The organism is Ruegeria sp. HKCCD3925, assembly GCF_057221175.1.
In genome coordinates this window covers 202,717-226,824 of record NZ_JBWVBI010000007.1, presented here as the reverse complement: position 1 = coordinate 226,824, position 24,108 = coordinate 202,717, and the positions used below count along the sequence as shown (strand labels likewise).

Here is a 24,108-nt window from a genome sequence, read left to right as displayed (position 1 = left end):
AAGCCGCCATCCCCGAACTGGTCCAAGGCGCAATCATCGACCCCTCATGCGGAGGTAACCCAATCCAACTCAACCAACAAAACATCACTGAGCTGTTTAATACGGCGATCTGACAGTGAGCGCTGAAATCGTTCTCATAATCCTTGCGGCCGCGTTGCTGCATGCGATCTGGAACACGGTTGTAAAAACGGCCGCTGACCGAACGGTCACGCTGGGTCTGGTTGCACTGGGGCATGTTATCCCGGGGGCGCTGATGGTAGCGGTTCTGCCGCTCCCGAATGTCGAGAGCCTGCCATATCTGGCAGGTTCGACCGTTGTTCATTTCGGATATTTCTACATGCTGAATCAGGCCTACCGGCATGGTGATCTCAGTGTGGTGTACCCGATCGCGCGCGGTGTGGTTCCTGCGCTGGTCGCTCTTTGGGCCGTGATATTTGCGGGCGAACATCTGCCGACGCAGGCCTGGATTGGGATCGCGGTGATTGCCACCGGCATTCAACTGTCCAGCTGGTCGGTTTTGAGGCAAGGGGTCGGTAGGGTATCGCTTGTTTTCGCATTGGGAACGGGCTGCTTTATTTCCATCTACTCGCTTGTGGATGGCCTGGGCGTGCGGGTGTCAGGCAACATCCTGAGTTATTGGGCCTGGCATTCGGTTCTGCATATCTTTGTTGTGGGCTTTGTCGCGCTACGGCGAGGCGCGCGTGTGCTTGATTTGCCTCTGCGCATCTGGGTGATCGGGATTGCAGGCGGAATGGTGTCGATGACGGCTTACGGCCTAGTGCTTTATGCCAAGAATTTCGCTCCGCTTGGCGTCGTGTCAGCCTTACGCGAAACCTCAGTGATCTTCGCGGCCCTAATCGGATTTCTGTTCCTGGGTGAAGGCAATCCCATGCGACGCCTTCTGGCGGCCGTGATGATGGCTGCTGGCGTGACGCTGATCGCATTGTCGTCATGAACACATGCTGGGATGAGTTGAATGATTCTTGCGAGAGATCTGAAATCCACCTGTCACGCCGCATGAAACTGCAGGTTTGCTGTGCCATGTTGACCGGAAAAGGCAAAAAAACCAAAATTGTCGCAAAAGATTTACATTTATTGTGGATTTTTGCGCGAAAATGTGACCGAGTCTGAAAATGGATGATGATAGCGTAACCATCCCACATCGTGGCCGAGAGCTGCTGGATGTCCTTGCGCGGCTGGGGGGGTCAGCGCGCAACACTCAGATCGCCCAGATCATGGACGTCTCTGAGGAAACTGTGCGTCGTTTGGTCAAGGCACTGGCGCGCGCGAACAAGGTTGAGCGTGTGCATGGCGGCACATTTCTGTCTCGGGCGCAGGATACACCGATGTTTTCGGGCGCGTTGGAGTATAATGCCGACGAGAAAACCAACATCGCCAAGCGGGTCTGCGGGTTGCTTGAGGACGAGATGGTGTTGTTCATCACCGTTGGCTCGACCATGACTCATGTGGCCGAGCAACTACGTGAGCTGCGGGGTTTGACCGTCGTTAGCAACTCTTTGTCAGTTGTCGCATCCCTGGCCGATCACAATGGCACGCGCGCCGTTCTGGCAGGGGGCGAAGTAATCCGCTCCGAACGAGGCAGTTTTGGCCGTGCAGCTGAAGAACTGGCGTGTCAGTACAGCTATGACGCGGTGATCTGCGGCGCGGATGCACTGTCGCTGGTTGGAGGCGTATTGGCTTCGAACCCGCTAGAGGCGGATCTGACCCGTGCGCTGCAAGGGAACACGCATCGCATGATCGTTGCAGCGGACCACACCAAATTCGGTGCAAAGGCAGCCAACGTGTCTTGCCCGTTCGACAAGGTGACGGATCTGGTGACCGATATCGCGCCACCTGATGCGTTTGCACCCGTTCTCAAGCAAGCTGGGGTCCAAGTGCACATTGCATCGCAATACGATGTCAAATCCGGGCCAGATGAAACAGAGCCCCGGAAGCAAAAAAAGAACAAAGAAACCTCCGAAAGCAAAGCGGGCAAATCGGGCTCTCGGAAACGCAAAACGAAATAAACAAAACCTAGGGAGAAAACATGAAAAAGCTTCTTATGTCTGGTGTGGCCTTTGCCACAATCGGGGGCGCGGCCTGGGCCAATTGTCCTGCTGCAACCGTCGCGGATATGCAGGGCGTCGCAGCCGGTGCTTATCCTCAGCAGTTTGATCTGTCCGAGTTTCAATCAGCTGCAAACTGTACGCTCAGCTTTGCAGAAAACCCGGCTATTGGGGATCTGAACGGCATGATCCGTGGCAATGGCGATCTTGCGGCCGTGGCAGATCGTCTGCCGGCTGACCCGTTGGTCATCGTACCCTATGACTCGATAGGTCAGTATGGCGGTGTTCTGGACGCGCTCTCCAACGCCACAGAAAGCGGCACCTCGGACTTCCTTTCGGTGCGTCACGTCAACCTGTTCCGCTATTCCGACGACCTGCAGACCCTGGTGCCCAACGTGGCGAAATCCTGGGAATGGAACGATGACTTCACCGTGCTTACCGTGACCTTGCGCGAAGGTCACAAATGGTCGGACGGTGCACCGTTCACCTCAGCAGATGTTGTGTTCTGGTACGACAATCTGATGATGGACACCAATGTCATCGCCGAAGCGAAGGATTATGCGCTGGCGGGCGGTGAGCCCATGAAGGTCGAAGCGCTGGACGACACCACTGTCCGCTTTACCCTTGCCGCGCCCAAGCCTGGCCTGACCGAGACATTCTCGTTCACCTATGTGCAGCCCTACCAGCCCAAGCATTTCTTTGAAAAGTTCCACCCGGCGCTGGATGACAACGCCGACGCCAACGCGCAGGCGCTTGGTTATGAAAACGGGTACGAGCTGATCAAGGCCTATTATGGCAACTCGGACTGGATGGATACGCCCTCTCCGATGCTGACAGCCGGTGACAAACTGGCGGGTCTTCCCACCGACACCATGCCGACGCTGGAGAGCCATATCCTTGTGAAGGAGAGCACCGAGGGTCGTCACTACGTGGCCAACCCCTATTTCTTCCAGGTCGACACGCAGGGTAACCAGCTTCCCTACATTTCGGAAATGGATGAAACTTACGTTCCGGACGAAGAAGTACGCACCCTTAAGTTGCTGAATGGCGAGGTCGATTACAAATCGCAGGGTGTTAACCTGACATCCGCTCCGGTGCTGCTCGAAGGTCAGGAGAACGGTAACTACACGGTCGAGGTGAAGCCTTCGATCGGCTATCCGGTTCTGACCTTCAACGTGACCGCAGAAGACGAGGCCAAGCGCGCGATCTTTAACGATATCCGGTTCAGAACTGCGATGTCTGTTGCGATGGATCGCAACCAGCTAAACGAGGTTGTGGCTTTTGGTCTGGGAACACCGACACAGTACATCGGCTTCTCGCCACGTCCCGATTTCATCGACGAAAAATGGTCGAACCATGAGATCGAATTCGACGCAGAGCGCGCCAATGCGCTGCTGGACGAAGTAGGTCTTGTCGACAAGGACGGTGATGGCTTCCGCGACTTGCCGAATGGTGATCCGTTTGTTCTGGATTGGCAGTTCTCGACCCAGCCAGCTTCGGCGCAATTGGTGGAACTGATTGCTCAGAACTGGAAAGACGTTGGCGTCAACACCGCGATCAAAGAGGTGACATCCGACGAATTCCGCGCCGCACAAACGGCCAACTCGCTGGATATGGGCCTATGGCTGAAGAGCCAGCCAGCCGGGTCGATCCTCGGGGACAGCGAGATCTGGGTGCCTCCGTTTGATGGCTATTTCGACGTACGTACAGGTATGCTCTGGGCTGAATATATCAGCTCAAACGGTGAAAACGGTGTTGAACCACCGGCTTGGGTCGCGGATCTGAAGGCTGCATTGGACACCTATCAGTCCAGTGCACCCGGCTCTGATGCGTCAGTATCCGCCGCGCAGAAGATGGTCGAGATCATGACCGGCGAGCTGCTGTTCCTGGGTACCGTGAATGCTCCTGCCCCGATCTATCACTCGAACAACCTGCAGAACTTTACCGAGTTCAAAACGCAGTCTTACGAGTTCTATCGGACCTATCCTTACCGCCCCGCACAGTGGTGGCTGAGCGAATAAGGTTGAGAAGATAAGAAGGTGGGCGCCCGCGCCCGCCTTCGCGCATCCCGCGGGGACAGATATGTTGCAATTCTGCAGATTTGCCGCCACCCGGGCGGTTATGGCGTTGGTCACTTTGGTCATCGTATCGCTGATTGTTTTTTCACTGATGGAACTGGTGCCCGGTGACTGTGCCGAGCGCTATTTGGCGTATAAAAACACCCAAGGGTCCGCGATCACCGTTGCTGACGTTGCAGCAGAACGCGCCCGACTGGGGTTGGATCAACCGTTCCTGACCCGATGGGCCACTTGGTTGTCAGGGGCATTTCGTGGCGATTTCGGCGAAAGCTGCATCCTGCGGGTGAATATTGCACAGCTGCTGGGCGACAAGTTCTGGCTGTCGCTGTGGATCTGCCTTGGCGCTTTGACGCTGGCTTATGCCATTGCAATCCCTGTGGGCATCATTTCTGCCGCCTCGCGCAGTGCGGTACTGAACAACTCGCTGCGGATCGTCAGCTATCTGGGTTTGGCGATGCCGAACTTCCTGCTGGCCCTGATGGTGATGCTGGTTTCAACCGTCTATTTCGGCGAGACTCTGACCGGGCTGTTCTCGCCCGAGTACAAAGAAGCGCCTTGGTCTTGGGGCAAGTTCCTCGATTTGCTGAAACACGCCTGGCTGCCGATCTTCATTCTAGGCTGGTCGGCCACAGCCTTTGCGCTGCAGACCGTGCGCGCGTTGATGTCGGATGAGATCGGGAAGCTGTATGTCACCGCTGCTGCCGCGCGGGGCATTTATGGCCTCCGACTGTTATGGCGCTATCCGGCCCGTCATGCGCTGGGGCCGATCGTCAACAGCCTTGGCTTTGACCTGAATCGGATCTTCAACGAACTGCCCATTGTGGCGCTGATCCTGACATTGACCGAAGCCGGTGCGCTTTTGCTTGAAGCGTTGGCGCGGTCCAATGATCAGCAACTTGCGGGGGCCATCATCTTTCTGCTGACGGCATCAATCGTAACGTTGAATTTCTTCACCGACATTCTGCTTGCGGTGATCGATCCGCGCGTGCGCAAAAGTATCCTCAGGTGACCAGATGACTGCGACAATCGACAACCAAAAGGCAAAAGAAGCCTATTTCACCGCCTCGCAGCGTCAGTTGATCTGGGCCCGATTCAAGAAACAGCGCGCGGCGATGATTGCGGCCACAGTTCTGGTCGTCCTGATCCTGTCGGGCATCTTTGCTCCGTTCCTGTCGCCTTACGATCCGACCGCCGCAGGGCGTGACAAAGACTATCTGAACGGAGCCCCGCAGATTCCAAAATTCTGCGACAAGAATGGCTGCTCGATCCGCCCGTTCCTGCACGGGGTAACCCGCGAACGCTCGTTGGCGACCAATTTCCGCTGGGTCGAGAAAGTGAACGAGGATGAACGCCGATATATCCAGTTCTTCGTTCGGGGCGACAAATATAAGCTGTTTGGAGTCATTCCCGGTAACATCCATCTGTTTGGTGTCGATCAGGGCTATGTTCACCTGTTCGGAACCGACAGTGCCGGCAAGGATATCTTCAGCCGTACACTGCATGCGGTTTGGACGTCGCTACAGGTCGGAACGCTTGGGGTGATGATTTCGTTCGTGCTGGCGCTCGCGATCGGAGGGGTGGCTGGATATTACGGTGGAATGGTCGACAGTGTGATCCAAATGATCACCGATGCGATCCGTACGGTTCCGGCCATACCTCTGTTCATGGCGATTGCGGCCTTCATTCCACCGGAATGGTCGGCCGAGACACGGTTCTTTGTCATCACAGCCATATTGGGATTGGTCGGCTGGCCGACGCTGGCACGGCGAGTTCGCACCCATCTGTTGACCGAACGCAATCAGGAATATGTGCTTGCGGCAAAGCTTTGCGGCGCATCGCCGGGCCACATCATCCGGCGTCATCTGCTGCCCAGCTTCACCAGCTACATCATCGTCGATCTGGTGATCTCGTTCCCCTATATGGTCCTCAGCGAAACCGCGCTCAGCTTTATCGGGCTGGGGCTGAAAGATCCGGTCAACTCACTTGGCGTGATGTTGCAGAATGTGACCAAGGCGGATGTTCTGCTGAATTACCAATGGTATTTCATCCCGGTCATCTTCTTTGTCGTTCTCGTGATGTCTTTCGTGTTCGTTGGCGATGGCCTGCGCGATGCGGCTGATCCTTATTCGGAGACCCGCAAATGAGCCTGATCGATGTCGAAAACCTGTCCGTTCAGTTCAAAACCGATGAAGGGTTGATCACGGCGGTTGAGGATGTTTCGTTTTCACTCGCCCCAGGCGAGGTGCTCGGGCTGGTCGGCGAAAGTGGATCGGGAAAATCAGTGACGGCAAAGTCACTGATGAAACTAAATCCACCCAACGCGATCTATGCGCCGGAAAGCCGGATCGATCTGCATCTCGACAGCGGCCCGGTTGATATCATGGCGCTGAAGCGGCCCAGGGACATGGAGATTGTGCGCGGCGGGGCGATCAGTATGATCTTTCAAGAGCCGATGGCCAGCTTTGCCCCCGCGATCACCATCGGCAAGCAGATGGTTGAACAGTTGCTGATCCACACGGATCTCAGCAAAAAGCAGGCCAAAGAACTATCGATCGAAATGCTGGACCGGGTGGGTATCCTTGAACCAGCGGCCCGGTTCAACCAATACGCTTTCGAATTGTCGGGCGGGATGCGTCAGCGGGCGATGATCGCCATGGCGCTTTCGACCAAGCCCAAACTGCTGATCGCGGATGAGCCGACAACGGCGCTGGACGTGACCATTCAGGCTCAGGTTTTGGATCTGATGAAGGATCTGGTGGCCGAGTTCGGCATGGGCATCGTCTTCATCACCCATGACCTAAGCGTCGTCGCCCAAACCGCCGACCGGGTTGCGGTGATGTATCTGGGTCGGATCATGGAAAGCGGACCTGTGCGTGAGGTGATCCGCCATCCGGCACATGCCTATACGCGTGGCCTGCTGAACGCGTTACCCAAACTCGATGATCTGGACGCACCGCTAACCCCGATCCCCGGCGATATCCCCTCACCTCTGGAGCGGCCATCAGGCTGCGTGTTCCATCCACGCAACCCGGAACTCAAACCCGGATCGCGATATGAAACGGAACGCCCACCCTTGACCGAGGTCAGCCCCGGCCATTTCGCAGCCATTTTCCCCGAAGACGTGCCAGGCCAGCCATGACAAACGCATTGATCAAAACCGAAAACCTGTCAGTCGAATTTCCCCTTGGTGGCGGGTTGTTTAACAAGCGCACGCTGAAGGCGGTCGACAATGTCTCGATCGAAATCCCGCAAGGGGCATTTGTTGGAGTGGTCGGCGAGTCCGGCTCGGGCAAGACAACACTCGGCCGCGCATTGCTGAATGCGGTTCCAATCACCAGCGGTGGCGCAAGCTATGACGATGGTGAAGAGCGGTTCGATCTGACCAAAATGTCAGCAACCGATCTCAAGTCCTATCGCCGTCGGGCTCAGTTGATTTTTCAGGACCCTTACGCGGCGCTTAGTCCTCGGATGACCGTGCGTGATATCATAGCCGAACCGCTGGATGTGATGGGCCTGACCGCATCGCGTGAGGAAACCGATGCGCGGGTTCGCGAGATTGCGGGCAAATGCCGGTTGAACCTTGAACATCTGCGACGCTATCCGCACGCGTTTTCGGGCGGTCAGCGTCAGCGGATTTCTATCGCGCGGGCTCTGGCCTGCAACCCGCGTTTTGTAGTTGCCGATGAATGCGTGGCGGCGCTGGACGTGTCGATTCAGGCGGATATCCTGAACCTGCTGAAATCCCTTCAGCGAGATATGGGCCTGACCTTCATGTTCATCAGCCACGATCTGTCGGTTGTGGCCCATACCTGCGATTTTGTGGTTGTGATGTATCACGGCAAGATCGTCGAAAGCGCCCCAACGCGCGAACTGTTTGCCGCTCCCAAGCAAGACTATACCAAGCGGTTGCTGGATGCGATCCCATCGCTGGACCCCGATCATCGAATGCGTGCCTGATCAGGGCGCGCTGACCTGCGCCTGTCCGGTCTCGGTCAGCACAATCTCGGTCGCGCCATCTGCGCTGCGCTCGCTGGGTGGGACAAGGACATCGATGCCAGGCCGGTCGGGGCCAAAGGTGTTGCTGACCCGGCGGACCGAACTGAGAATGGCCAGCAGCGCCGGAGACGTTGCCGCCACGAAATGAGATGATCCCGCATCGCTGTTGAATGCAGTCGTGTCGATCACGCTGATCGGATATTCGGCCAACGCGTCGACCGAACTGATATTACCCAACCTCTGACTGTCCGCGGTGCCGCGCAGCCGAGCCGACAGGTTCAGAATCTTGTCCTTCTGGGACACCATCACCACAAACGGATCGGGCGGGCTCTTGATGCTGTTCATCTGGGATCGGAACAGATCCACATCCAGATCAGGTGAGATCAGGATGACCCCCTCAAGATTGCGGCTTGCCCACCCCGGCTCGCGTAGTTCGGCTTGCCGCATCATCTCCATCGATAGGGCGCTGCCCATCGAATGCGCTATCAGGACGACCCGCTTTACGCCCATTGATTTGAGCAATCTAATGGTCTGTTCCAGCCCGTCTCGGGCAAACAGCATACTGTCCAGATCATAGGCGTAACCGGTGCCGCGTGCCTTACTGGGCCAGGAATAAATCAGAATGGTTCCGGGGATACCGATATCATGGCTCAGCTGAGCGGCCCGAAAGGCGGTCTCAGTCTGCGTGGCGTTATACCCGTGAACAAAGATGACCACGTCATCCACGCCACGCAGACGGGACTTCAGATCCTGCGGACCCGAGAACTCGGTAACATCGGCCACGACAAACTGTTTTTTCGGATTCGGGTTCGCGTATGAGAACTCGAGTTCACCCGGCGTGTGCGACGGCGGAATAGAGACGGTCATCTCAAGGTAACGCAGTGCCTCGGCACGGTTAGCTCCGTAGCTGCCATCCGGCTCGCGCGCCCGGGTAGTGGCGGCAAAGACCGTGGCGGGGGTGCCGACCCTAAGGGCTTCGGGTGTGATCTCTGTGATAGACCGATCCGCACAGGCGGTCAGCACAGACAGCGTAACAATGATGATGAAATAGCGCAGCACGCTCTGCCCCTGTGAAGTTACAGGGCTACGCTACCGTATTCCCGCCCCGCGTCCAGCCTGAGGGCACGACTCATTGGCAAAATCCGGCTGGCACCTGTTACAAAACGTAACGGCTGAGGTCTGTGGATTTTGTCAGCTCGCCAAGATTGTCATTCACGAAACCTGCATCGACGGTGATCTCAGCCCCCGCCTGATCCGGTGCGGTGAACGAAAGCTCTTCGAACACGCGCTCCATCACCGTGTAAAGCCGCCGCGCACCGATATTCTCGATGCTTTGGTTCACATCCGCCGCAATCCGGGCCAAGGCTGCGATCCCGTCTTCGGTGAAACTGACCGTGACCTCTTCAGTGCCCATCAGGGCAGTATACTGCAGGGTCAGAGCGTTGTCGGTCTCGGTCAGGATACGTACGAAATCCTCTTCTGTCAGGGCGCGCAGCTCCACGCGTATCGGCAAACGGCCCTGAAGTTCTGGCAGCAGGTCCGAGGGCTTGGCGATGTGAAACGCACCGGATGCGATGAAAAGGATATGGTCGGTTTTCACAGGGCCATGTTTGGTGCTGACAGTGGTGCCCTCGATCAGAGGCAGCAAGTCGCGCTGAACCCCTTCCCGGCTGACATCGCCTCCGCGCGCATCGGATCGGGCGCAGACTTTGTCGATCTCATCCAGAAACACGATGCCGTTCTGTTCGACCGCTTCCAAAGCCACCCGGTTGACGGTTTCATCATCCAGCAACTTGTCGGCCTCTTCCCCAATTAACGCCTCATAGCTTTCAGCCACAGTCATGCGTTTCTTGACGGTCCGTCCACCGAAGGCTTTGCCGAAGATATCACCCAGATTCATCATCCCCATCTGACCACCCGGCTGGCCCGGAATATCGAACATCGGCATCGGGTTCGTGGTATCTGACAGTTCCAACTCGATTTCGGTATCGTCCAGCTCACCCGCTTTCAGCTTCTTACGGAACATCTCGCGTGTCGCTTCGCGGGCGTCGGTTCCAGCAATCGCCTCGATCACGCGATCCTCGGCGGCCTGATGGGCGCGGGCTTTGACATCCTCGCGCATATACTCGCGGGTTTGCAGGATTGCGGCGTCAGCCAGATCGCGCACGATCTGTTCAACGTCCCGACCGACATAGCCGACCTCGGTGAATTTGGTGGCTTCAACCTTGATGAAGGGTGCGCGGGCCAGTTTGGCCAGACGGCGGCTGATCTCGGTCTTGCCAACGCCGGTGGGTCCGATCATCAGAATGTTTTTCGGATAGACCTCATCGCGGATGTCATCTGGCAACTGCTTGCGCCGCCAGCGGTTGCGTAGCGCCACGGCGACGGCGCGTTTCGCGTCTTTCTGCCCGATAATAAAGCGGTCCAGTTCCGAGACAATCTCGCGCGGGGTCAGGTCGGTCATATGCGTTCTATCCGTATGTTTCGCAGCGGAACCTAATCATACGGCGCGAAAACACAAGCCGATCACGAGAAGATCACGGCAACTCACGGGCAGCACACGGAATTTCGTGGTGATGTGAATCGCCAGATGCACAGCGTCTGCGGCATAACCTTTCGCGACGGACCCTGCGTCCGTATGAAATTAGGGAGATACCTCATCATGATGACTCGTCGTTCGCTTTTTGTGAAAGCTGCAGCTACCGGCGCGGCCCTGTCTCTGGTCGGCACCACCGCTGCCCTGGCCGGTGGCGCAAAAAAGAAAGGCACATTTGAAGGCCGCTCGAACCACGTCACTACCGGTTCGGTAAAACTGGTCAAAGATGGCGAGCGTTACATCGTTGAACTGGGCGACGACTTTTCGCTGGACAACGGCCCCGACCCGCGTGTCGCATTTGGTAAGGACGGCACATACGCCCCAGACAGCAAACTGGGCGCGCTGCTGCACCTGGCCGGCAAGCAATCCTATGCCGTGCCGCCAACCATGGATGTCTCGGGCTACAACGAAGTTTATATTTGGTGCGAGGTTGCCGGCGTCCCGCTGGGCGTTGCTTCGTTGAAGTAATCACACCCTTCAGGGGTCGGGCTTTCCGGCCTCTGACACGCCGTTAGGTGACAGGGCAACTGTCTGTTACACTCGCCCCAAGATATTGGAACTGGGGGCGTTTTCATGACCAAGATTGCCAAGATCACCCTGCTGTTTGTGGTCTTTGTTGACCTGATCGGACAAGGGCTGGTGTTTCCCATCATCAACTCCCTGATCATGGAAACGAAGTCCGGCTTCTTGCCGGAAAGCACGGCCATGGGCACAAGGCACTTTTATTATGGTCTGGTGATCGGCTGCTTCTTCCTGTCTTGGTTTCTGGGGGTGGTCTATGTCTCGAAGGTTTCAGACTCTATCGGGCGCAAGAATGCCCTTTTGGTCTGTTTGACCGGGGCGCTGGTCGGCTACGCCCTGACCATCGCAGCGCTTTATCTCAACAGCCTGCTTCTGCTGATCATTGGTCGTTCGATCACCGGGTTTACGGCTGGAAATCAGCCCATTGCGCAGGCGGCAATGATCGATGGCAGCACCGACGCTGCGGACCGCGACCGCAACATGGGTTATATTGTGACCGGTGTCAGCTTTGGCTTGGTCGGAGGACCGATCATAGGCGCGGTTCTGTCCGATGCAGCCTTATTGGGCAGCGCGGCGACATTGAAAACGCCTTTCTACGGGGCGTTTGTACTGGTCCTGATTGCAATCTTTCTTGTGACCGCGTTCTTCAAGGATACCAGAACCGAGCGTGAACCTTTTGTTTTCCGCCCACGCGACATCACCGACAGTCTTATTGCTGTGCGCGAGCACCCGCTGGTTCTGAAGATCATGCCAGTTTACGCCCTGTTCATGGTCGCCAACGTTACTTTCTATGTATTCGTCGACAACTTCCTGACCAGCGCGTGGGGTTATGGCGTAATTGGGGGCAGCATGGCGATGGTGGTCATTGGCGTTGCGCTGGCCTTTTCCAGCACCTTCCTTGTGAAACCAGCGCAAGAGAGGTTCAGCAAGCACCAGATCATCTACACCTCATTGGTCACCATGGTGATCTGTGGCTTTGCCTTCGCATTCAGCCCCAGCGGGGTGCTGAGCTATATTCCGGTCTTTTTCTTCTACTTCTTCTTCGGCGTTTCTTACCCGACGCTGCTAGGCCTGTTCTCATCCAGCGTTGCCGAAACGGATCAGGGCTGGGTCATGGGCGTGACCACAGCCGTGTTCTGCCTAGCAGGCGGTATCATGTCCCTGATCGGAGGCGGATTGATGAGCATCGACATCCGCGTCCCCTACTACATTGTCATCGTCACTGCCCTGATGGGCCTGATCGGGATGCATCTGAGGTGGAAGGGTAAAGAGATCAAAGCGCTATTGGCGTAAAGAGCAGCCGATAGAGCGGAGGGGGTCACCTACTCCTGCTCTTCCTCAATTTCTTCTTCGTCAAGTTTGCGCTGGCTTTCCTGTAATGGCGCGCGCTCTATCAGTGCCCAAATTTCCTTTTTGGTCTTCTTTGAAACAGCGCCTCTGGCTTCCAGCTCGATCAATAGCGAGCGTGTCTGATCTTCGGTACAGCCAATTGTTCTGCTGAGCCGTTCCAGAGTTTTGAACTTGTATTTGGTATCCCTCAACATGGACTCAAGCAGCTTCTTGCGAGGCTCTTTCCATGTCTTGGCGTGCTTCCGGTTCCGATATTCCTCAAGCACAATCGGCCCAACAATACCGCCAATCAGCCCACCAAATATCGCTGCCAGAACCGCACTCATGACCCGATCGTCTCAACCGTCAGATTGCCGTTGGTATACACGCAGATATCCGCAGCAATTGCCATAGCTTCACGCGCCACATCCTCGGCTGGTTTGTCGCTATCCATCATCGCACGGGCCGCCGCCAGGGCAAAGTTGCCGCCCGACCCGATTGCAGCGACGTTGTGTTCGGGCTCAAGTACGTCCCCTGCCCCAGTGATCACGAGCAGATCCTTGCCGTCGGTCACAATCAGCATCGCCTCGAGCTTCTGCAGATACTTGTCGGTGCGCCAGTCCTTGGCCAGCTCGACCGAAGCACGCGCCAGTTGGCCGGGCGTCGCCTCAAGCTTGGCTTCCAGACGTTCCAGCAGCGTGAACGCATCCGCCGTAGATCCGGCGAATCCGGCGACCACTTCGAACCCGCCCGGTGTCAGGCGACGCACCTTTCGCGCAGTGCCCTTGATCACGGTTTGGCCCAGGCTGACCTGCCCGTCCCCGGCGATGACAACCTGCCCGCCCTTCTTGACGCCAATAATAGTGGTGCCGTGCCATCCGGGAAAATCGCTGTCTGCCATGAATGCCTCCGTTATCCGTGCTGCCATATATGGGCCGGGCACGGGTTCTGCGCAACCGGTTCTAAAAATGCCCAAAAGATATGCAGTAAACGCAAACCGGGGCTGTTGAGTCAGCATTTGTGAGACTCAGCCGCTGGAGTTACATGAGGCTTACAACCGACAACGGGTCGGCTGTTTCTGTTAAAAGGACTAAGCACATGGCAAACGCAATCGCAAAAACCCATGCGCCGCGCGGAGCAGTCACCATCCTGCACGCAGTGGACGCATTCTCTCATGCATTCGAAAACGTTGTCGAATGGTACAAATCATATCAGACACGCAACGAACTGTCGCAACTGAGCGACGAGCAGCTGGAAGACGTCGGGCTGACCCGCGCTGATATCTCCAAGTTCTGATCCAGGATTTGAACACTTATAAGATGAGCCGCTCGATTGAGCGGCTTTTTCTTTTTCAGCTTTCGACGAATTTACCTGCGAGATCAGGCAGATAAGCCTCAACTGCAGCAGTGGCTACGACATGCCGGGTACCCGCCTCGGCATCCTCGACATCCAGTCCCCCTTTGACCGCCCGAACCGAGGCGCGGCCCCGCGGCAGATCCGAGGCGACAAGATCACAATCAACCTTCTCAGGCTGTTGAACGCCAATCGTGACCTCAACGCGCATCTCCTCATGACTGATGCCCAGTTTGGAAAACAGCGTGATGGACGAGTGGTGCAGCGCGTCTTGAACAGCGCGGCGCGCGGCCTTGGTATAGTCCTGACCATACAGGTCGTTGCCGGTCCCCATCTCCAGAATGATGCGTTTTTCCGTCATCGGGCGGGCTCCATATCAAATGAGACAACGATCGCGGCGTTGGCGATCACCGTGCGACCCTCAGAATGGGGCTTGTCGATATCCAAACCACCATGTGTGACCGTGATGTTGGGCTGGCCGTAGGGGAAAATGGCCTTCAACGCCTGCGAATCCACCCGGTCCGGTTGCTGTACACCGATTTCCGCGTCGATGATCATGGCCTCTTTCGGGAATCCGAACAATTCCGCCATATTGACCGAGTTATGCCAGAGCGCATCCTTGAGTGCGCGCAGCGCTGCTTCGGTATAGTCTTCGCGCCGAAGCGACGTACCCATACCGAATTCCACCAATACCCGAGTTTTGGGCATGTCGCCTCCTTATTCCTGATGACCCGACAATCTGCACGAGTTCTTGCGAATTGAAAGAACCAGTACAGTGAACTGCATCCGGCCAAACCACGAAACCCGAATGTTTGGTGTGTACCGCCGCTATCGACTAGAATTCTGTCTGTTTAAGCACACGATCTATGAAAGGTTTGATTCCATGACGTATTTTCGGCTCATGTCATCATTGTTGTTGGTTGGACTTCTGGCGCCAAGCGTATCCGCTGAAGTCATAGAAAACAAAGCGAAATTTATGAACCTGATCGTTGATAAGAAGCTGGTTCAGGGCGAAACCTGGGTGACTATTCACAAGGACGGCACGGTTGAGGGCAAAGGCCCGAAAGGTGGCAGTATCAGCGGCACGTGGGAGTGGAAAGACAGGTATTACTGTCGGAGAATCGTGATCGTCGGTGAAGTGATGCCCCGCGACTGTCAGGTGGTTTCAATCGCAGACGACACCGTTACATTTACCCACAAAGACGGCGCGGGAGTATCGGTGAGGTGGACCATCAAGTGAGTCTAAACTCTTGTCACGCAGTGGCTTTAACAAAAAAAGGCGCCCAAAGCGGGGCGCCTTTTTTTCGTTCGCACACTAGCGAAGGTCAGATCGACTCGTCGATCCAGCTTTGCAGGGCCGCCTTCGGGGCCGCGCCAGCGCGGTTCGAAACCACCTGACCGTCTTTGAAAATGAACAGCGCTGGAATGCCGCGCACGCCCATGGCCGCGGCTGAGTTTGGGTTGCTGTCGACATCGACCTTGGCAATCTTCACCTTGCCACCATATTCGCTGGCCAGCTCTTCCAGGGCGGGGCCGATCTGCTTACAGGGGCCGCACCACTCGGCCCAGAAATCCACCACGACGGGGATATCGGAATTCTTGACTTCGGCGTCAAAGGTGTCGTCGGTAACGGCTACGGTCGACATGTCTGTCTCCTGACTGGGAATGCTTGGGCTCAGAACCTAGGTGCGGCACCGGGCAAGGTCAAGATATAGGGTTCGGTGTCAGGGCGTCCGTCACCATATCGTGTGGCAACCACATCAGGTGCGCGGTTCGCGTCCACAAGATAGCGGTGCGGATACTGTGATTGGGATAGATTTGCGACAGGGCATGGGCGTAGGCCGCCATCTGGCGCAACAGCCCTTCGGGGCAGGATTCTGGCCCGGTTGGAACAGTCGCATTGGATTTGAAATCAATTACATGCACCTCTTTATCCGTGATAATCAGCCGGTCGATGACCCCATGCATTCGCGTGCCGTTCAGATCGGCAGAGACCGAAACCTCGGTCAGCGCATCCGAGCCAAAGACCGGTTTCAGATATTCGGCCGTCAGCACCGATGTGGCCTCAGTCAGCAGATCTTGCCGCTCAACATCTTGCATATCGGCCAGAAGCCGTGCGCAAAGCTGCGGCCATTGATCCTGTGCGGCAGCAGGAAGATGTTCGAGCAACAGGTGCAGCTGCGATCCGCGTCGTTTCGCCGCCTCTTCATCCTGCCCCGCATCTCCGGGCAAGGCCTTCGCACCCCCTAGATCAGAGGGGCTGAGCGTTTCGGCTGGCGCGGGTGCATTTGGCGCGGGGTGGTCAAAAAATACAGGCAAATGCTGTTCGTTGTGCGGGATGCTGCCCTGTTCAACGGCAGACAAAGCCTCCCAATCTCCATGCGCCAGTCGAAGGGTCTGGGTGCCGGGCACCTGAGTAGCCCCTGCCCGCGCCATCGCGGCCTCAACCATCTGATACCAACTGTTGCCATCCTTGCCTACATCCCCGGCGGCCGCCACTATTAACCACTTTTCTGCCCGTGTTAGAGCCACATAGAGCAGCCTCAGCCGCTCATTCTCCTCGCGCGTTCTGGCTTCTTGGCGCGCAGCTGCGATCAATGCAGGTGAGGCATCAGAAGGCACTTTCCACAACGGAGTATCGCCCGCCATCATGATCTCGGCATCTCGTGGTGGCTGTCGTTTACCAGTGTCCGGCAGGATTACGATCGGTGATTCCAATCCCTTCGAGCCATGAACGGTCATCACCCTGATCATATTGCCGACTCCGCTCATTTGGCGCTTGATCTCCAGATCGTCGGTTTGCATCCAGACCAGAAAACCGGTGAGGCTTGGGATATCTGTCCGTTCATAGGCCAGCGCCTGCGACAGCAACGCGTTGATACCATCCTCAGCCTCGGTCCCAAGCCGGCCCAGCAGTTTGCGTCGCCCGTCATGGCGCGTCAGGATACGTTCGATCAGATCATAAGGACGCAGAAAGTCGGTTTGACCGCGTAGGTCGTTCAGAATCGCAAGCGTTACCGGGAACTCCTCGGCACGATTGCGCAACGCTGCCCATAGATAAGTTTCCTCCCTGCGATGAGCCAGATCGAACAACTGTTGTTCCGTCCAGCCAAACAGTGGGGATTTCAGGACTGTCGCCAGTGACAAGCTGTCTTCGGGTGTGGCCAGAAAGCTCAGCAAAGCAGCCAGATCCTTGACCGCCAATTCCGCGCCCACCTTCAGGCGATCTGCCCCCGCGATGGGCAGACCCTCGCTTTTGCAGGCGCGAATGATCTCGGCAAACAGGTCCGAGCGGCGTTGGACAAGGATCAGAAAGTCGCGGGGTTGCACTTTGCGCCGGACAAATGTCCCCGACGCATCGCCATCATCGGGAATGGTGGCGCCATCCCTGATCATATCCTTGATTGACCGGGCAACCTGTTCTGCCAGAATGACGGTGTGATGCCGCGCGCCGGGTCGATCAACGGGATCGGTCCAATCGCTGTCATCCTCGTCTTCAACCTTCTCGATCACCGGCCATAGGTCGACGCGCCCAGGAAGATCGGCCTTGAATGCCCGGTGTAAGGCATCCTTGTGGAACCCGGCTTCTACATGGTTTTCGAACAGTATATCGACCAGCCCAAGGATCGCGCTGGACGAGCGGAACGAATATTCCAGCGTTGAATCCCACAGTTTAGAGCCTGATTCTCGGAGTTTTCGTCCAAATTCGGCCTGCATCTGGTCAAAGGCTTGCGGGTCGGCACCTTGGAAGGAATAGATTGACTGTTTCTTGTCGCCGACCACAAAGATCGTGCGCTCAACCCCGGATCGGGCCCCTTCCCCGCTGGTGAATTCTTGTGCCAGCTTTTCGATCACGTCCCACTGATCTGGGCTGGTGTCCTGCGCTTCGTCCACCAGAATGTGATCGATGCCACCGTCGAGCCGGTACAGCACCCATTCCGCCACCGCCGGGTCGTTCAGAACCTGCCGCGCGCGCAGGATCAGATCGTCGAAATCCAGCCAACCCCGCACCTGCTTGCGCCGCGTGTATTCCGGCAGGAAAGCCGCAGCAAAGCGGTGCAATACATGGGTTTTTTGGGCCGCAACCAGCGCCAGCCGCTGTTCCCGCGCAGCTTCAACGCGCAGCATCAGTGCTTCAAGCTGGGGCATCCAATCAGCCAGCACCCCTTCGCGCAGCGCCTTGGTCGGGAAGCTGTTGAGTTTTGCGGTAAAGGGCTCCTTCGCGCCTTTTCCCGTCAACAAAACGTTTTCGAGTGTTGGCAGGCTGCTCAACCGGGCGTCGGTAAAACCGGAAAGCTTGTCGGCAGCCTTGGCATTGTTTCCACCGCTTTCCGAAAGCGCGGGCAAAATGGACCGGATCAGATCGACCTCACCGCCCAGAAACACGCTGCGCAGCAGGACCTGTTCATCAAAACCTTCGGGCAGATCAAACCGTCGCAGAACGTCCGGCCATTGCAGCACATGTTCAAACTGATTTCGTTTCTGCGCAACAGCGGCAGTCAGTTTGTCAAAACCGGTATCGGTGACAAAGCGGGCAACGTCTTCGATCAATTCGGCCTGAGGGCCTTCGGCAAAACTCTCAATGATCTCTTCGCGCAGCAACGCAGCGGCGCGATCCTCCATTTCGGAGAATTGAGGGCTGACCCCTGCCTCAAGCGGGAACCGTCGCAGCAGCGAAGCACAGAACGAGTGGATCGTCTGGATTTTCAATCCACCGGGTGTCTCGATGGCGCGGGCAAACAGTGTCCGTGCTTGCGCCAACCGGTCGGGATCGATCAGGCCTGGTACGCCAAGTTCGACCAACTCAGCCTGAAGGTCGCCGTCGCCCAACATTGCCCATTTGCCAAGACGTTTGAACAGCCGGTTCTGCATCTCGCTGGCCGCGGCCTTGGTATAGGTCAGGCACAGGATATGCTGCGGCTGCACCCCATCCAGCAACAACCGCGCCACCCGGTCGGTCAGCACCCGCGTCTTGCCCGAGCCCGCATTGGCCGCCAGCCAGGTTGAAGCGTCCGGGCGCGCGGCCTGAACCTGCCGTTCGGTGGCATCATTGCGGGGGGTCATGTCAGGTCCTCCGGTTCGGTTTCCGCCGAACGATCCCACTCGCCGAACCGGGCGAGGTGATCATAGTCCCCTATATCTGTGTCCTTGTGCAGCATCCTGCGTGAAGAGAACCCCTGATCAGGCTCTAAATAGGCTGAAATGAGCTCTTTCAGTTCGGCCAGCACCTTGTCGGTCGGCTCTTTCTGCAGCGGTGCGGGCACTTCTTTATAGGTGCCGCCCATGCCAATGAAGATCGCCTGTGCAACGGGAAGCGGATCGAATCCTTCGATACCGCCCTGCTCGGCCATTGCAGCTTCGATCAGCAGTTGTTTGTCGAATTTGGCTTGCTGACTTTCCGTCGGCGGAGTGCCCGTCTTGTAGTCGATGATACGCAAGGCCCCCTGCCCGCTTCGATCGATTCGGTCGGCACGTCCGGCAATGGTGAAGTCCAGCGGCGTCAACGCCAGGCGCATCCCAACCTCAAAAGCCACAGGCCCGCCATCGGTGCGGCGCTGAATCTCGGCGGATAGAAAGCTATCGGTAATCCGCTCTAGCCGCGCCAGCCACAGCTTTCGGGCAGTTGGCCACGCAACGTGGTCGTCCAGCAGAGCTTTGGCGCGTTTCAGGAAATTTTCTCGGGTCAACAAAGCCGGATCCAGAACGCTGTCGCGCACGAATTGTTCCATCACCTCGTGGATGACGATACCGCGTAGCAGGGCATCTGGCGCCTGAACCAGCGGGTCCAGTTGTCTCAATCGCAGGATATGCCGGGCATATATGGCGTACGGATCGCGGGTCAGGCGTTTGATTTCGGTCACCGATAGCCGCCGTGGCCGCGCCGCGACGGGTGGTCGTGGCGACGGGCGGTGCGCGGGTGCGATTCGGGGTGCATGTTCCAGCATCTCTGCCCAATCCAGCCACCGTTGGCCCCGCGCTTGCATTGCTTCTAACGCCCTAGTTCCACCCTGTTCAGGCAGGCCTTGCAACAGGTTGGTCATGCGGTTCAGCCAACGGGATGGTACGGTTTCCGCATCATCCGAGCGGGTAGCGCGGGTCAAAACCACCTCTGCAGCACCTGCCGCCTGCTGGAAGTCATGCGCGGACAGGCCGATCCTGCGTTCGGGCAGTAAAAGACCGGCCTCATTGCGCATCTGACGGTTCAGCCAGGGGTCGGGTGCCGCAGCCTCGGGCCAGCTGCCTTCGTTCAAGCCACCCAGAATTAGCAGATCCGCACCCTGAACGCGCGCTTCCAGCGTGCCCCAGATCATCAGATGCGGGTGAGGTGCATCGCGGTCGCGGACTTCTTCACCTGCCAACAACGCGCCCAGAAGGTCGGCAAAGTCATGGGCGGTCATCGCGCCGCCATGCTGTGCTTCGGCTTCCAAAGTAGAGATCACCGCAAGCGCCTTCTGGCCCGCGTTCTTGTCCCACAATGTGCCAGATTCACCGGTTGCACCTGCCGAGATCATCTCGGCCAGCGTGCGAAGCCGGGCGACCCAGTCCGGCAGTGGCTGTTCGGTGGGGTCGTATTGATCGCAAAAAGTCTCGGTAACCCAGCGGACCCAGTCCTCGGGCGCTTCAGTACGAATGGCGAAAGCGGTCAGGCTGGCGCTGTCGGGAAAGGGCGGGCCATAGCGACGCAGGTCAAGCTCAAGATCGCGGGTATGCAGCAGGTGGCTGCCCCGGTCGCCCCCGTCATGGCACAGTGGGTGTTTGAGCAGCGTCAGCAGAGCCTCGCCATCCAGGCGGCGCGCGAACAGCCCGGCGACATGGCGCAGGAACCGCCCGGGCGGAGACAGCTGCAGTGGCAGGCCCGCGCTGTCATCGGGCAGGATATTCCACCGGTCCAGTGCGGCGCTGACCTGCCGGGTTAGCATCCGGTCGGGGGTGATTAGCGCGGCGGTCTGGCCGGTCTCGGCGGCTTGCCGTAGGCGTAGCGCAATGGCCAAGGCCTCGGCCCGGGGCGAGGGCGCCTCGATCAGCGTCACATCCTTGGTCGCACCGTTCAGGTCGGGCAGGAGCGGGCCTTCAGTCATCCATGCGTCGGTGACCGGGGCAGGGCGCAATGCAAGCGAAATCAGCTTGTTACGGGCAGGTGAAGGGGCCTGATCCGTGGTCCATGGCCGGATTTGATCCGGGCCAAGCCCTAGCCCAAGCATCAGCTTGCGGAACCGGTATTGAGGATGATCCTCAGATGTCAGCGGGTTATCCAGATTGTGCCAAACATGTTCAGGCTGATCGAAATCATAGCCAGGCAGCACCAGCGCCCCCTGAGGCAGACGCGCGACCGCCTGCATCAGCATCAGGGTGGTCCCGCGAGACCCGGTAGAGCCTGCCAGAATGACAGGATGTTCGGGCGGCGACGCCTCCCAGCGCGCGATCAGGTTCTCGACCACGCGCCGCTGTCGGGCCTGCGCATCCAGCGCCTCCGAACCGGATTCCATGAACTGATCGGCGATGCCGATAAAGGCCTGCGCCCGTGCCCAATGGCCGGACATGTCGCTGACATCCAGTTGCCTGATCGCATCGGGCGAGACACCTTCCCCCTGCATCTCGTCGATCAGCCCGGCCAGACTGTCAGACAGATCGAACAGCGAGGACCGGGCCGCCAGATCGGGTTGCTGGTCCAACAGTTTTGCGATCAGCTGCGTCAGCTCCAGCTTGCGACGCAGAGGCGGGATTGCGGGTGGGATCTGCGCCAGATCGGCGCTTTCGCCAAGATCGGTGACCAAAGAAAGGCGTGGCAACAGGCAAGCGGGACCTTGATCAAACAGATCGCGCACCCGGCGCGCCATCCGGCGGGTGTTGATTACCAGTTGTACCCGGGCCAGCGCATCGGGCGGCTGCCCCTCAAATCGCTCATGCAGACCGTCAACCAGCACCTTGGGGAAATCCGCGCCCGGAGGAATGGCGAATACCCGGGGCAGGGCGCTGGGCTCAAACATCGGCAATCAGCCCCTCGGCCAGATCAATACCCTCGGGACGCCCCACATCGCACCAGCGACCGGGGTAAGACAGTGCGAACAGGCGCTTTTGCTGCAGCATTCGATCCCACAATACGTTCAATGAAAACACGTCCTCAGCGATGTCATGTAGCCCTTCGGTTTTCAGAATTTGTACCCCGCCGTAAACAAGACCTGCACCGCGGACGATCCGCCCTGTGCTGTCCTGAGTGAAGTCACCAGGGCCTGTGTGGCCAAGGGTTTGCCCAACTGGAACGCACATCAGCAGCGCATCCATTTTATCCGGATTCCACTGATCCTTCAGTAAATTCAGCGGGTTGGGCCCAGCCCAGATCGCGTCGCTGTTCAAGGTGAATACGGGATCGGATCCAAGCAGAGGTAGCGCTGCGCGCAGCCCACCACCAGTATCCAAAATGCGCGGTTCTTCCCGCGATATCATAACGTCGCAGCCCGCCAGATGATCAGCCAACTGATCAGCGTGGTAGTGCAGGTTGGCAACAACCCGCAACGGCCTTAGCGCATCGACCAGATCCAGTGCGTGATCAATCAGGGGCCGCCCGGCCACCTCGATCAGCGGTTTGGGCCGGTCTTTGGTCAGGACACCCATGCGAGTACCAAAGCCCGCGGCAAACAGCATTGCAGCTTGGGGGGTGCCGGTCATTGCGCCCTCAGTTTTGCCAGGTTCTCGGGGTTTGGGGCGGGCAGGGCGCTGCGCAACAGGTCTGCCACCGGCACCAACGCGGGATGTTCGAGATCGCGCATCAAATGTGCCCACGCAGCCGGGATCAGGTCGACGTAGTGTGGCTTTCCATAATCGGTCGCCAACCGGGCAAAACCGCCCAGAATGCGCAGGTTACGCTGTGCGCCCAGAACAGCATATGCGGTGCGGAAATCATGCCCATCGACGCCGGTTGCGGTGATATAGCGGTCGATCATCCGCATCTCGATCCCGGCGGGCACAGTCCGACGCACATCCTGTAGCAGTGACATCAAATCATAGGCGGGATGCCCCAGCATCGCGCTTTGGAAATCCAGCAGACCGACGCGCGCCAGACCTTCGCGCTCGGGCAGCCAGATCAGGTTTTCTGCGTGGTAATCGCGTTGCACAACAACCCGTGTTCCGCCGGTTTCCCGGTGCAGGATATCCGCAAAGCGCAGCTCGAACCGGGCGCGGGCCTCGTCGTCGTGCGATCCAAGAATGCCTTGCGCATATTTCGTGAACGATAGCGCCGCCAATTCGGTCATCATAGCGGGGTCGTAACTGTCGAGCGAAAGCGTCGGCGCCGCGTGAAGATGGACAAGTACATCGGTTGCGGCGTCATACAGCGTGCGCTCAAGCGTCGGATCGTCCCGCAAGACGCGTGCGAACAGATCGTCGCCCAAATCTTCGAGCAACAGAAACCCGTATTCGCAGTCCTCGGCGTAGATTTCCGGCGCACTCAACCCAATGGAACGCAGGTATTTCGACATACGCACGAAGGGTTCAACAGCTTCGCCCTTGTCGGGCGGAGCATCCATCAAAACGGCGGTCCGGCCGGTGGCAGGGTCGGTCAGACGCTCGTACCGGCGGTTCGAGGCATCACCCGCCAAAGGCGTATGCCGTGCGCCGTTCCATGGTGTCTGCGCGATCAAGGCTTCTGCCAGAATGGCCCGGTTCGTCATTGGATCCCCTCCAGCTTGGCGTTCCATTTCGGGTCTGTCCACGACATCTTAAGTTGTCGCGTATCTTGTTCGTTGGCGTCTGTGGTGAACCGGATCAGTAAGGCCGGCTCTGGCGTCAGAGGACCCAGCTTTTCAGGCCACTCGATCAGGCAAATGCCGGCGTCGAAGGCGTCGACCAGCCCGAGCTCTTCGATCTCTTCCACGGCAGAAAGACGATAGAGGTCTGAATGCCAGACCTCTCCAAGCTGCGTCTCGTAAACCTGAACCAGAGTAAAGGTCGGCGAAGGCACATCTTCGGGAGCGGACAGAAGAGATTGGATCAATGCGCGTGCGAAATGGGTTTTGCCGCTGCCGATGGTACCTTCAAGCAGGATAGTATCGCCAGACTGCAATGCGCCACCCAGTTTGGTGGCAACTTCAGCAGTGTCGAATGGGGATTTCGAGGTCAGAGTCAGCGGTGCGTTCATGGCGTCACAATGAACCTGCGCCGGGTCGGCTGC

The 24,108-nt window shown here is 57.8% G+C and carries 23 protein-coding genes; 11 read left to right on the top strand and 12 right to left on the bottom strand.

Translation table 11 applies throughout. The features are described from left to right. Positions 1 to 115: 115 nt before the first annotated feature. The 7 genes from AC2TEM_RS17880 (at position 116) to AC2TEM_RS17850 (ending at position 8,101) form a co-directional block, all read left to right on the top strand. Positions 116 to 955, top strand: coding sequence for an EamA family transporter (locus AC2TEM_RS17880; protein ID WP_170425332.1), 840 nt, complete (start codon positions 116 to 118; stop codon positions 953 to 955). A gap of 178 nt (positions 956 to 1,133) precedes the next feature. Beyond that, positions 1,134 to 2,027: a DeoR/GlpR family DNA-binding transcription regulator gene (locus AC2TEM_RS17875; protein ID WP_170397781.1), complete on the top strand. Its 894-nt coding sequence runs from the start codon at positions 1,134 to 1,136 to the stop codon at positions 2,025 to 2,027. Positions 2,028 to 2,047: 20 nt separating this feature from the next. After that, complete coding sequence (locus tag AC2TEM_RS17870) at positions 2,048 to 4,087, top strand: ABC transporter substrate-binding protein (RefSeq protein WP_170425335.1); 2,040 nt, start codon at positions 2,048 to 2,050, stop codon at positions 4,085 to 4,087. A 61-nt stretch (positions 4,088 to 4,148) separates the two neighbouring features. After that, positions 4,149 to 5,153, top strand: a complete 1,005-nt coding sequence (locus AC2TEM_RS17865) for an ABC transporter permease (RefSeq protein WP_170425339.1) — start codon at positions 4,149 to 4,151, stop codon at positions 5,151 to 5,153. A gap of 4 nt (positions 5,154 to 5,157) precedes the next feature. After that, the gene (locus tag AC2TEM_RS17860; protein ID WP_170397790.1) at positions 5,158 to 6,288 is read left to right on the top strand and encodes an ABC transporter permease; all 1,131 of its coding nucleotides are present in this window, start codon (positions 5,158 to 5,160) and stop codon (positions 6,286 to 6,288) included. Then, positions 6,285 to 7,283, top strand: a complete 999-nt coding sequence (locus AC2TEM_RS17855) for an ABC transporter ATP-binding protein (RefSeq protein WP_170407909.1) — start codon at positions 6,285 to 6,287, stop codon at positions 7,281 to 7,283. Before AC2TEM_RS17860 ends, AC2TEM_RS17855 begins: the two co-directional genes overlap by 4 nt. Continuing rightward, positions 7,280 to 8,101, top strand: a complete 822-nt coding sequence (locus AC2TEM_RS17850; RefSeq protein ID WP_170425342.1) for an ATP-binding cassette domain-containing protein — start codon at positions 7,280 to 7,282, stop codon at positions 8,099 to 8,101. The genes AC2TEM_RS17855 and AC2TEM_RS17850 overlap by 4 nt, the downstream gene beginning before the upstream one ends. On the opposite strand, the gene AC2TEM_RS17845 is transcribed toward AC2TEM_RS17850, so the two are convergent. Continuing rightward, positions 8,102 to 9,199, bottom strand: a complete 1,098-nt coding sequence (locus AC2TEM_RS17845) for an alpha/beta fold hydrolase (RefSeq protein WP_170425345.1) — start codon at positions 9,197 to 9,199, stop codon at positions 8,102 to 8,104. Between the two features lie 97 nt (positions 9,200 to 9,296). Beyond that, positions 9,297 to 10,604: an ATP-dependent protease ATPase subunit HslU gene (hslU, locus tag AC2TEM_RS17840; RefSeq protein WP_170425348.1), complete on the bottom strand. Its 1,308-nt coding sequence runs from the start codon at positions 10,602 to 10,604 to the stop codon at positions 9,297 to 9,299. A 198-nt stretch (positions 10,605 to 10,802) separates the two neighbouring features. On the opposite strand from hslU, the gene AC2TEM_RS17835 reads away from it, so the two are divergent. Together AC2TEM_RS17835 and AC2TEM_RS17830 are read left to right on the top strand one after the other, a co-directional pair. Then, complete coding sequence (locus AC2TEM_RS17835) at positions 10,803 to 11,204, top strand: DM13 domain-containing protein (protein ID WP_170425351.1); 402 nt, start codon at positions 10,803 to 10,805, stop codon at positions 11,202 to 11,204. Between the two features lie 105 nt (positions 11,205 to 11,309). Further along, a complete protein-coding gene (locus tag AC2TEM_RS17830; RefSeq protein ID WP_170397806.1) occupies positions 11,310 to 12,551 on the top strand; it encodes an MFS transporter in 1,242 nt (413 codons plus the stop codon). 29 nt (positions 12,552 to 12,580) lie between these two features. Here AC2TEM_RS17830 and AC2TEM_RS17825 read toward each other — a convergent pair whose 3' ends face one another. Next, positions 12,581 to 12,934 (bottom strand): hypothetical protein, encoded by a 354-nt coding sequence (locus AC2TEM_RS17825; protein WP_170425354.1) that lies wholly within the window; start codon positions 12,932 to 12,934, stop codon positions 12,581 to 12,583. Continuing rightward, positions 12,931 to 13,488, bottom strand: a complete 558-nt coding sequence (gene hslV / locus AC2TEM_RS17820; protein WP_170397812.1) for an ATP-dependent protease subunit HslV — start codon at positions 13,486 to 13,488, stop codon at positions 12,931 to 12,933. The genes AC2TEM_RS17825 and hslV overlap by 4 nt, the downstream gene beginning before the upstream one ends. Before the next feature lie 197 nt (positions 13,489 to 13,685). On the opposite strand from hslV, the gene AC2TEM_RS17815 reads away from it, so the two are divergent. Further along, positions 13,686 to 13,883: a DUF1127 domain-containing protein gene (locus tag AC2TEM_RS17815; protein ID WP_170397815.1), complete on the top strand. Its 198-nt coding sequence runs from the start codon at positions 13,686 to 13,688 to the stop codon at positions 13,881 to 13,883. Between the two features lie 55 nt (positions 13,884 to 13,938). Here AC2TEM_RS17815 and AC2TEM_RS17810 read toward each other — a convergent pair whose 3' ends face one another. Beyond that, on the bottom strand, positions 13,939 to 14,301 hold the full coding sequence (locus tag AC2TEM_RS17810; protein WP_170407917.1) for a Lin0512 family protein: 363 nt from the start codon (positions 14,299 to 14,301) through the stop codon (positions 13,939 to 13,941). Beyond that, complete coding sequence (locus AC2TEM_RS17805) at positions 14,298 to 14,648, bottom strand: Lin0512 family protein (RefSeq protein ID WP_170397821.1); 351 nt, start codon at positions 14,646 to 14,648, stop codon at positions 14,298 to 14,300. Before AC2TEM_RS17805 ends, AC2TEM_RS17810 begins: the two co-directional genes overlap by 4 nt. A 268-nt stretch (positions 14,649 to 14,916) precedes the next feature. On the opposite strand from AC2TEM_RS17805, the gene AC2TEM_RS17800 reads away from it, so the two are divergent. Further along, positions 14,917 to 15,180 (top strand): hypothetical protein, encoded by a 264-nt coding sequence (locus tag AC2TEM_RS17800; RefSeq protein ID WP_170425357.1) that lies wholly within the window; start codon positions 14,917 to 14,919, stop codon positions 15,178 to 15,180. An 85-nt stretch (positions 15,181 to 15,265) separates the two neighbouring features. Here the strand turns inward: AC2TEM_RS17800 and trxA are convergent, their stop codons facing one another. Genes trxA through tsaE form a run of 6 tightly spaced genes read right to left on the bottom strand, consistent with a single transcriptional unit; the run spans position 15,266 to position 24,075 of the window. Further along, complete coding sequence (gene trxA / locus AC2TEM_RS17795) at positions 15,266 to 15,586, bottom strand: thioredoxin (RefSeq protein ID WP_170397826.1); 321 nt, start codon at positions 15,584 to 15,586, stop codon at positions 15,266 to 15,268. A 58-nt stretch (positions 15,587 to 15,644) separates the two neighbouring features. Beyond that, the gene (addA, locus tag AC2TEM_RS17790) at positions 15,645 to 19,004 is read right to left on the bottom strand and encodes a double-strand break repair helicase AddA (protein ID WP_170425358.1); all 3,360 of its coding nucleotides are present in this window, start codon (positions 19,002 to 19,004) and stop codon (positions 15,645 to 15,647) included. Further along, on the bottom strand, positions 19,001 to 21,928 hold the full coding sequence (gene addB / locus AC2TEM_RS17785) for a double-strand break repair protein AddB (RefSeq protein ID WP_480856343.1): 2,928 nt from the start codon (positions 21,926 to 21,928) through the stop codon (positions 19,001 to 19,003). Before addB ends, addA begins: the two co-directional genes overlap by 4 nt. Next, the gene (locus tag AC2TEM_RS17780; RefSeq protein ID WP_170425363.1) at positions 21,921 to 22,607 is read right to left on the bottom strand and encodes a nucleotidyltransferase family protein; all 687 of its coding nucleotides are present in this window, start codon (positions 22,605 to 22,607) and stop codon (positions 21,921 to 21,923) included. Before AC2TEM_RS17780 ends, addB begins: the two co-directional genes overlap by 8 nt. Next, a complete protein-coding gene (locus AC2TEM_RS17775; RefSeq protein WP_170425366.1) occupies positions 22,604 to 23,608 on the bottom strand; it encodes a phosphotransferase in 1,005 nt (334 codons plus the stop codon). Before AC2TEM_RS17775 ends, AC2TEM_RS17780 begins: the two co-directional genes overlap by 4 nt. Next, on the bottom strand, positions 23,605 to 24,075 hold the full coding sequence (tsaE, locus tag AC2TEM_RS17770) for a tRNA (adenosine(37)-N6)-threonylcarbamoyltransferase complex ATPase subunit type 1 TsaE (protein WP_170407927.1): 471 nt from the start codon (positions 24,073 to 24,075) through the stop codon (positions 23,605 to 23,607). The genes AC2TEM_RS17775 and tsaE overlap by 4 nt, the downstream gene beginning before the upstream one ends. Positions 24,076 to 24,108 lie beyond the last annotated feature (33 nt).

Bases quoted from the DNA above. Each gene is read 5' to 3' on its own strand.
- AC2TEM_RS17875 (WP_170397781.1), top strand. From the start codon at position 1,134: ATGGATGATGATAGCGTAACCATCCCACATCGTGGCCGAGAGCTGCTG.
- AC2TEM_RS17870 (WP_170425335.1), top strand. From the start codon at position 2,048: ATGAAAAAGCTTCTTATGTCTGGTGTGGCCTTTGCCACAATCGGGGGC.
- AC2TEM_RS17865 (WP_170425339.1), top strand. From the start codon at position 4,149: ATGTTGCAATTCTGCAGATTTGCCGCCACCCGGGCGGTTATGGCGTTG.
- AC2TEM_RS17860 (WP_170397790.1), top strand. From the start codon at position 5,158: ATGACTGCGACAATCGACAACCAAAAGGCAAAAGAAGCCTATTTCACC.
- AC2TEM_RS17855 (WP_170407909.1), top strand. From the start codon at position 6,285: ATGAGCCTGATCGATGTCGAAAACCTGTCCGTTCAGTTCAAAACCGAT.
- AC2TEM_RS17850 (WP_170425342.1), top strand. From the start codon at position 7,280: ATGACAAACGCATTGATCAAAACCGAAAACCTGTCAGTCGAATTTCCC.
- hslU (WP_170425348.1), bottom strand. From the start codon at position 10,604: ATGACCGACCTGACCCCGCGCGAGATTGTCTCGGAACTGGACCGCTTT.
- AC2TEM_RS17835 (WP_170425351.1), top strand. From the start codon at position 10,803: ATGATGACTCGTCGTTCGCTTTTTGTGAAAGCTGCAGCTACCGGCGCG.
- AC2TEM_RS17830 (WP_170397806.1), top strand. From the start codon at position 11,310: ATGACCAAGATTGCCAAGATCACCCTGCTGTTTGTGGTCTTTGTTGAC.
- AC2TEM_RS17825 (WP_170425354.1), bottom strand. From the start codon at position 12,934: ATGAGTGCGGTTCTGGCAGCGATATTTGGTGGGCTGATTGGCGGTATT.
- hslV (WP_170397812.1), bottom strand. From the start codon at position 13,488: ATGGCAGACAGCGATTTTCCCGGATGGCACGGCACCACTATTATTGGC.
- AC2TEM_RS17815 (WP_170397815.1), top strand. From the start codon at position 13,686: ATGGCAAACGCAATCGCAAAAACCCATGCGCCGCGCGGAGCAGTCACC.
- AC2TEM_RS17810 (WP_170407917.1), bottom strand. From the start codon at position 14,301: ATGACGGAAAAACGCATCATTCTGGAGATGGGGACCGGCAACGACCTG.
- AC2TEM_RS17805 (WP_170397821.1), bottom strand. From the start codon at position 14,648: ATGCCCAAAACTCGGGTATTGGTGGAATTCGGTATGGGTACGTCGCTT.
- AC2TEM_RS17800 (WP_170425357.1), top strand. From the start codon at position 14,917: ATGAACCTGATCGTTGATAAGAAGCTGGTTCAGGGCGAAACCTGGGTG.
- trxA (WP_170397826.1), bottom strand. From the start codon at position 15,586: ATGTCGACCGTAGCCGTTACCGACGACACCTTTGACGCCGAAGTCAAG.
- addA (WP_170425358.1), bottom strand. From the start codon at position 19,004: ATGACCCCCCGCAATGATGCCACCGAACGGCAGGTTCAGGCCGCGCGC.
- addB (WP_480856343.1), bottom strand. From the start codon at position 21,928: ATGTTTGAGCCCAGCGCCCTGCCCCGGGTATTCGCCATTCCTCCGGGC.
- AC2TEM_RS17780 (WP_170425363.1), bottom strand. From the start codon at position 22,607: ATGACCGGCACCCCCCAAGCTGCAATGCTGTTTGCCGCGGGCTTTGGT.
- AC2TEM_RS17775 (WP_170425366.1), bottom strand. From the start codon at position 23,608: ATGACGAACCGGGCCATTCTGGCAGAAGCCTTGATCGCGCAGACACCA.
- tsaE (WP_170407927.1), bottom strand. From the start codon at position 24,075: ATGAACGCACCGCTGACTCTGACCTCGAAATCCCCATTCGACACTGCT.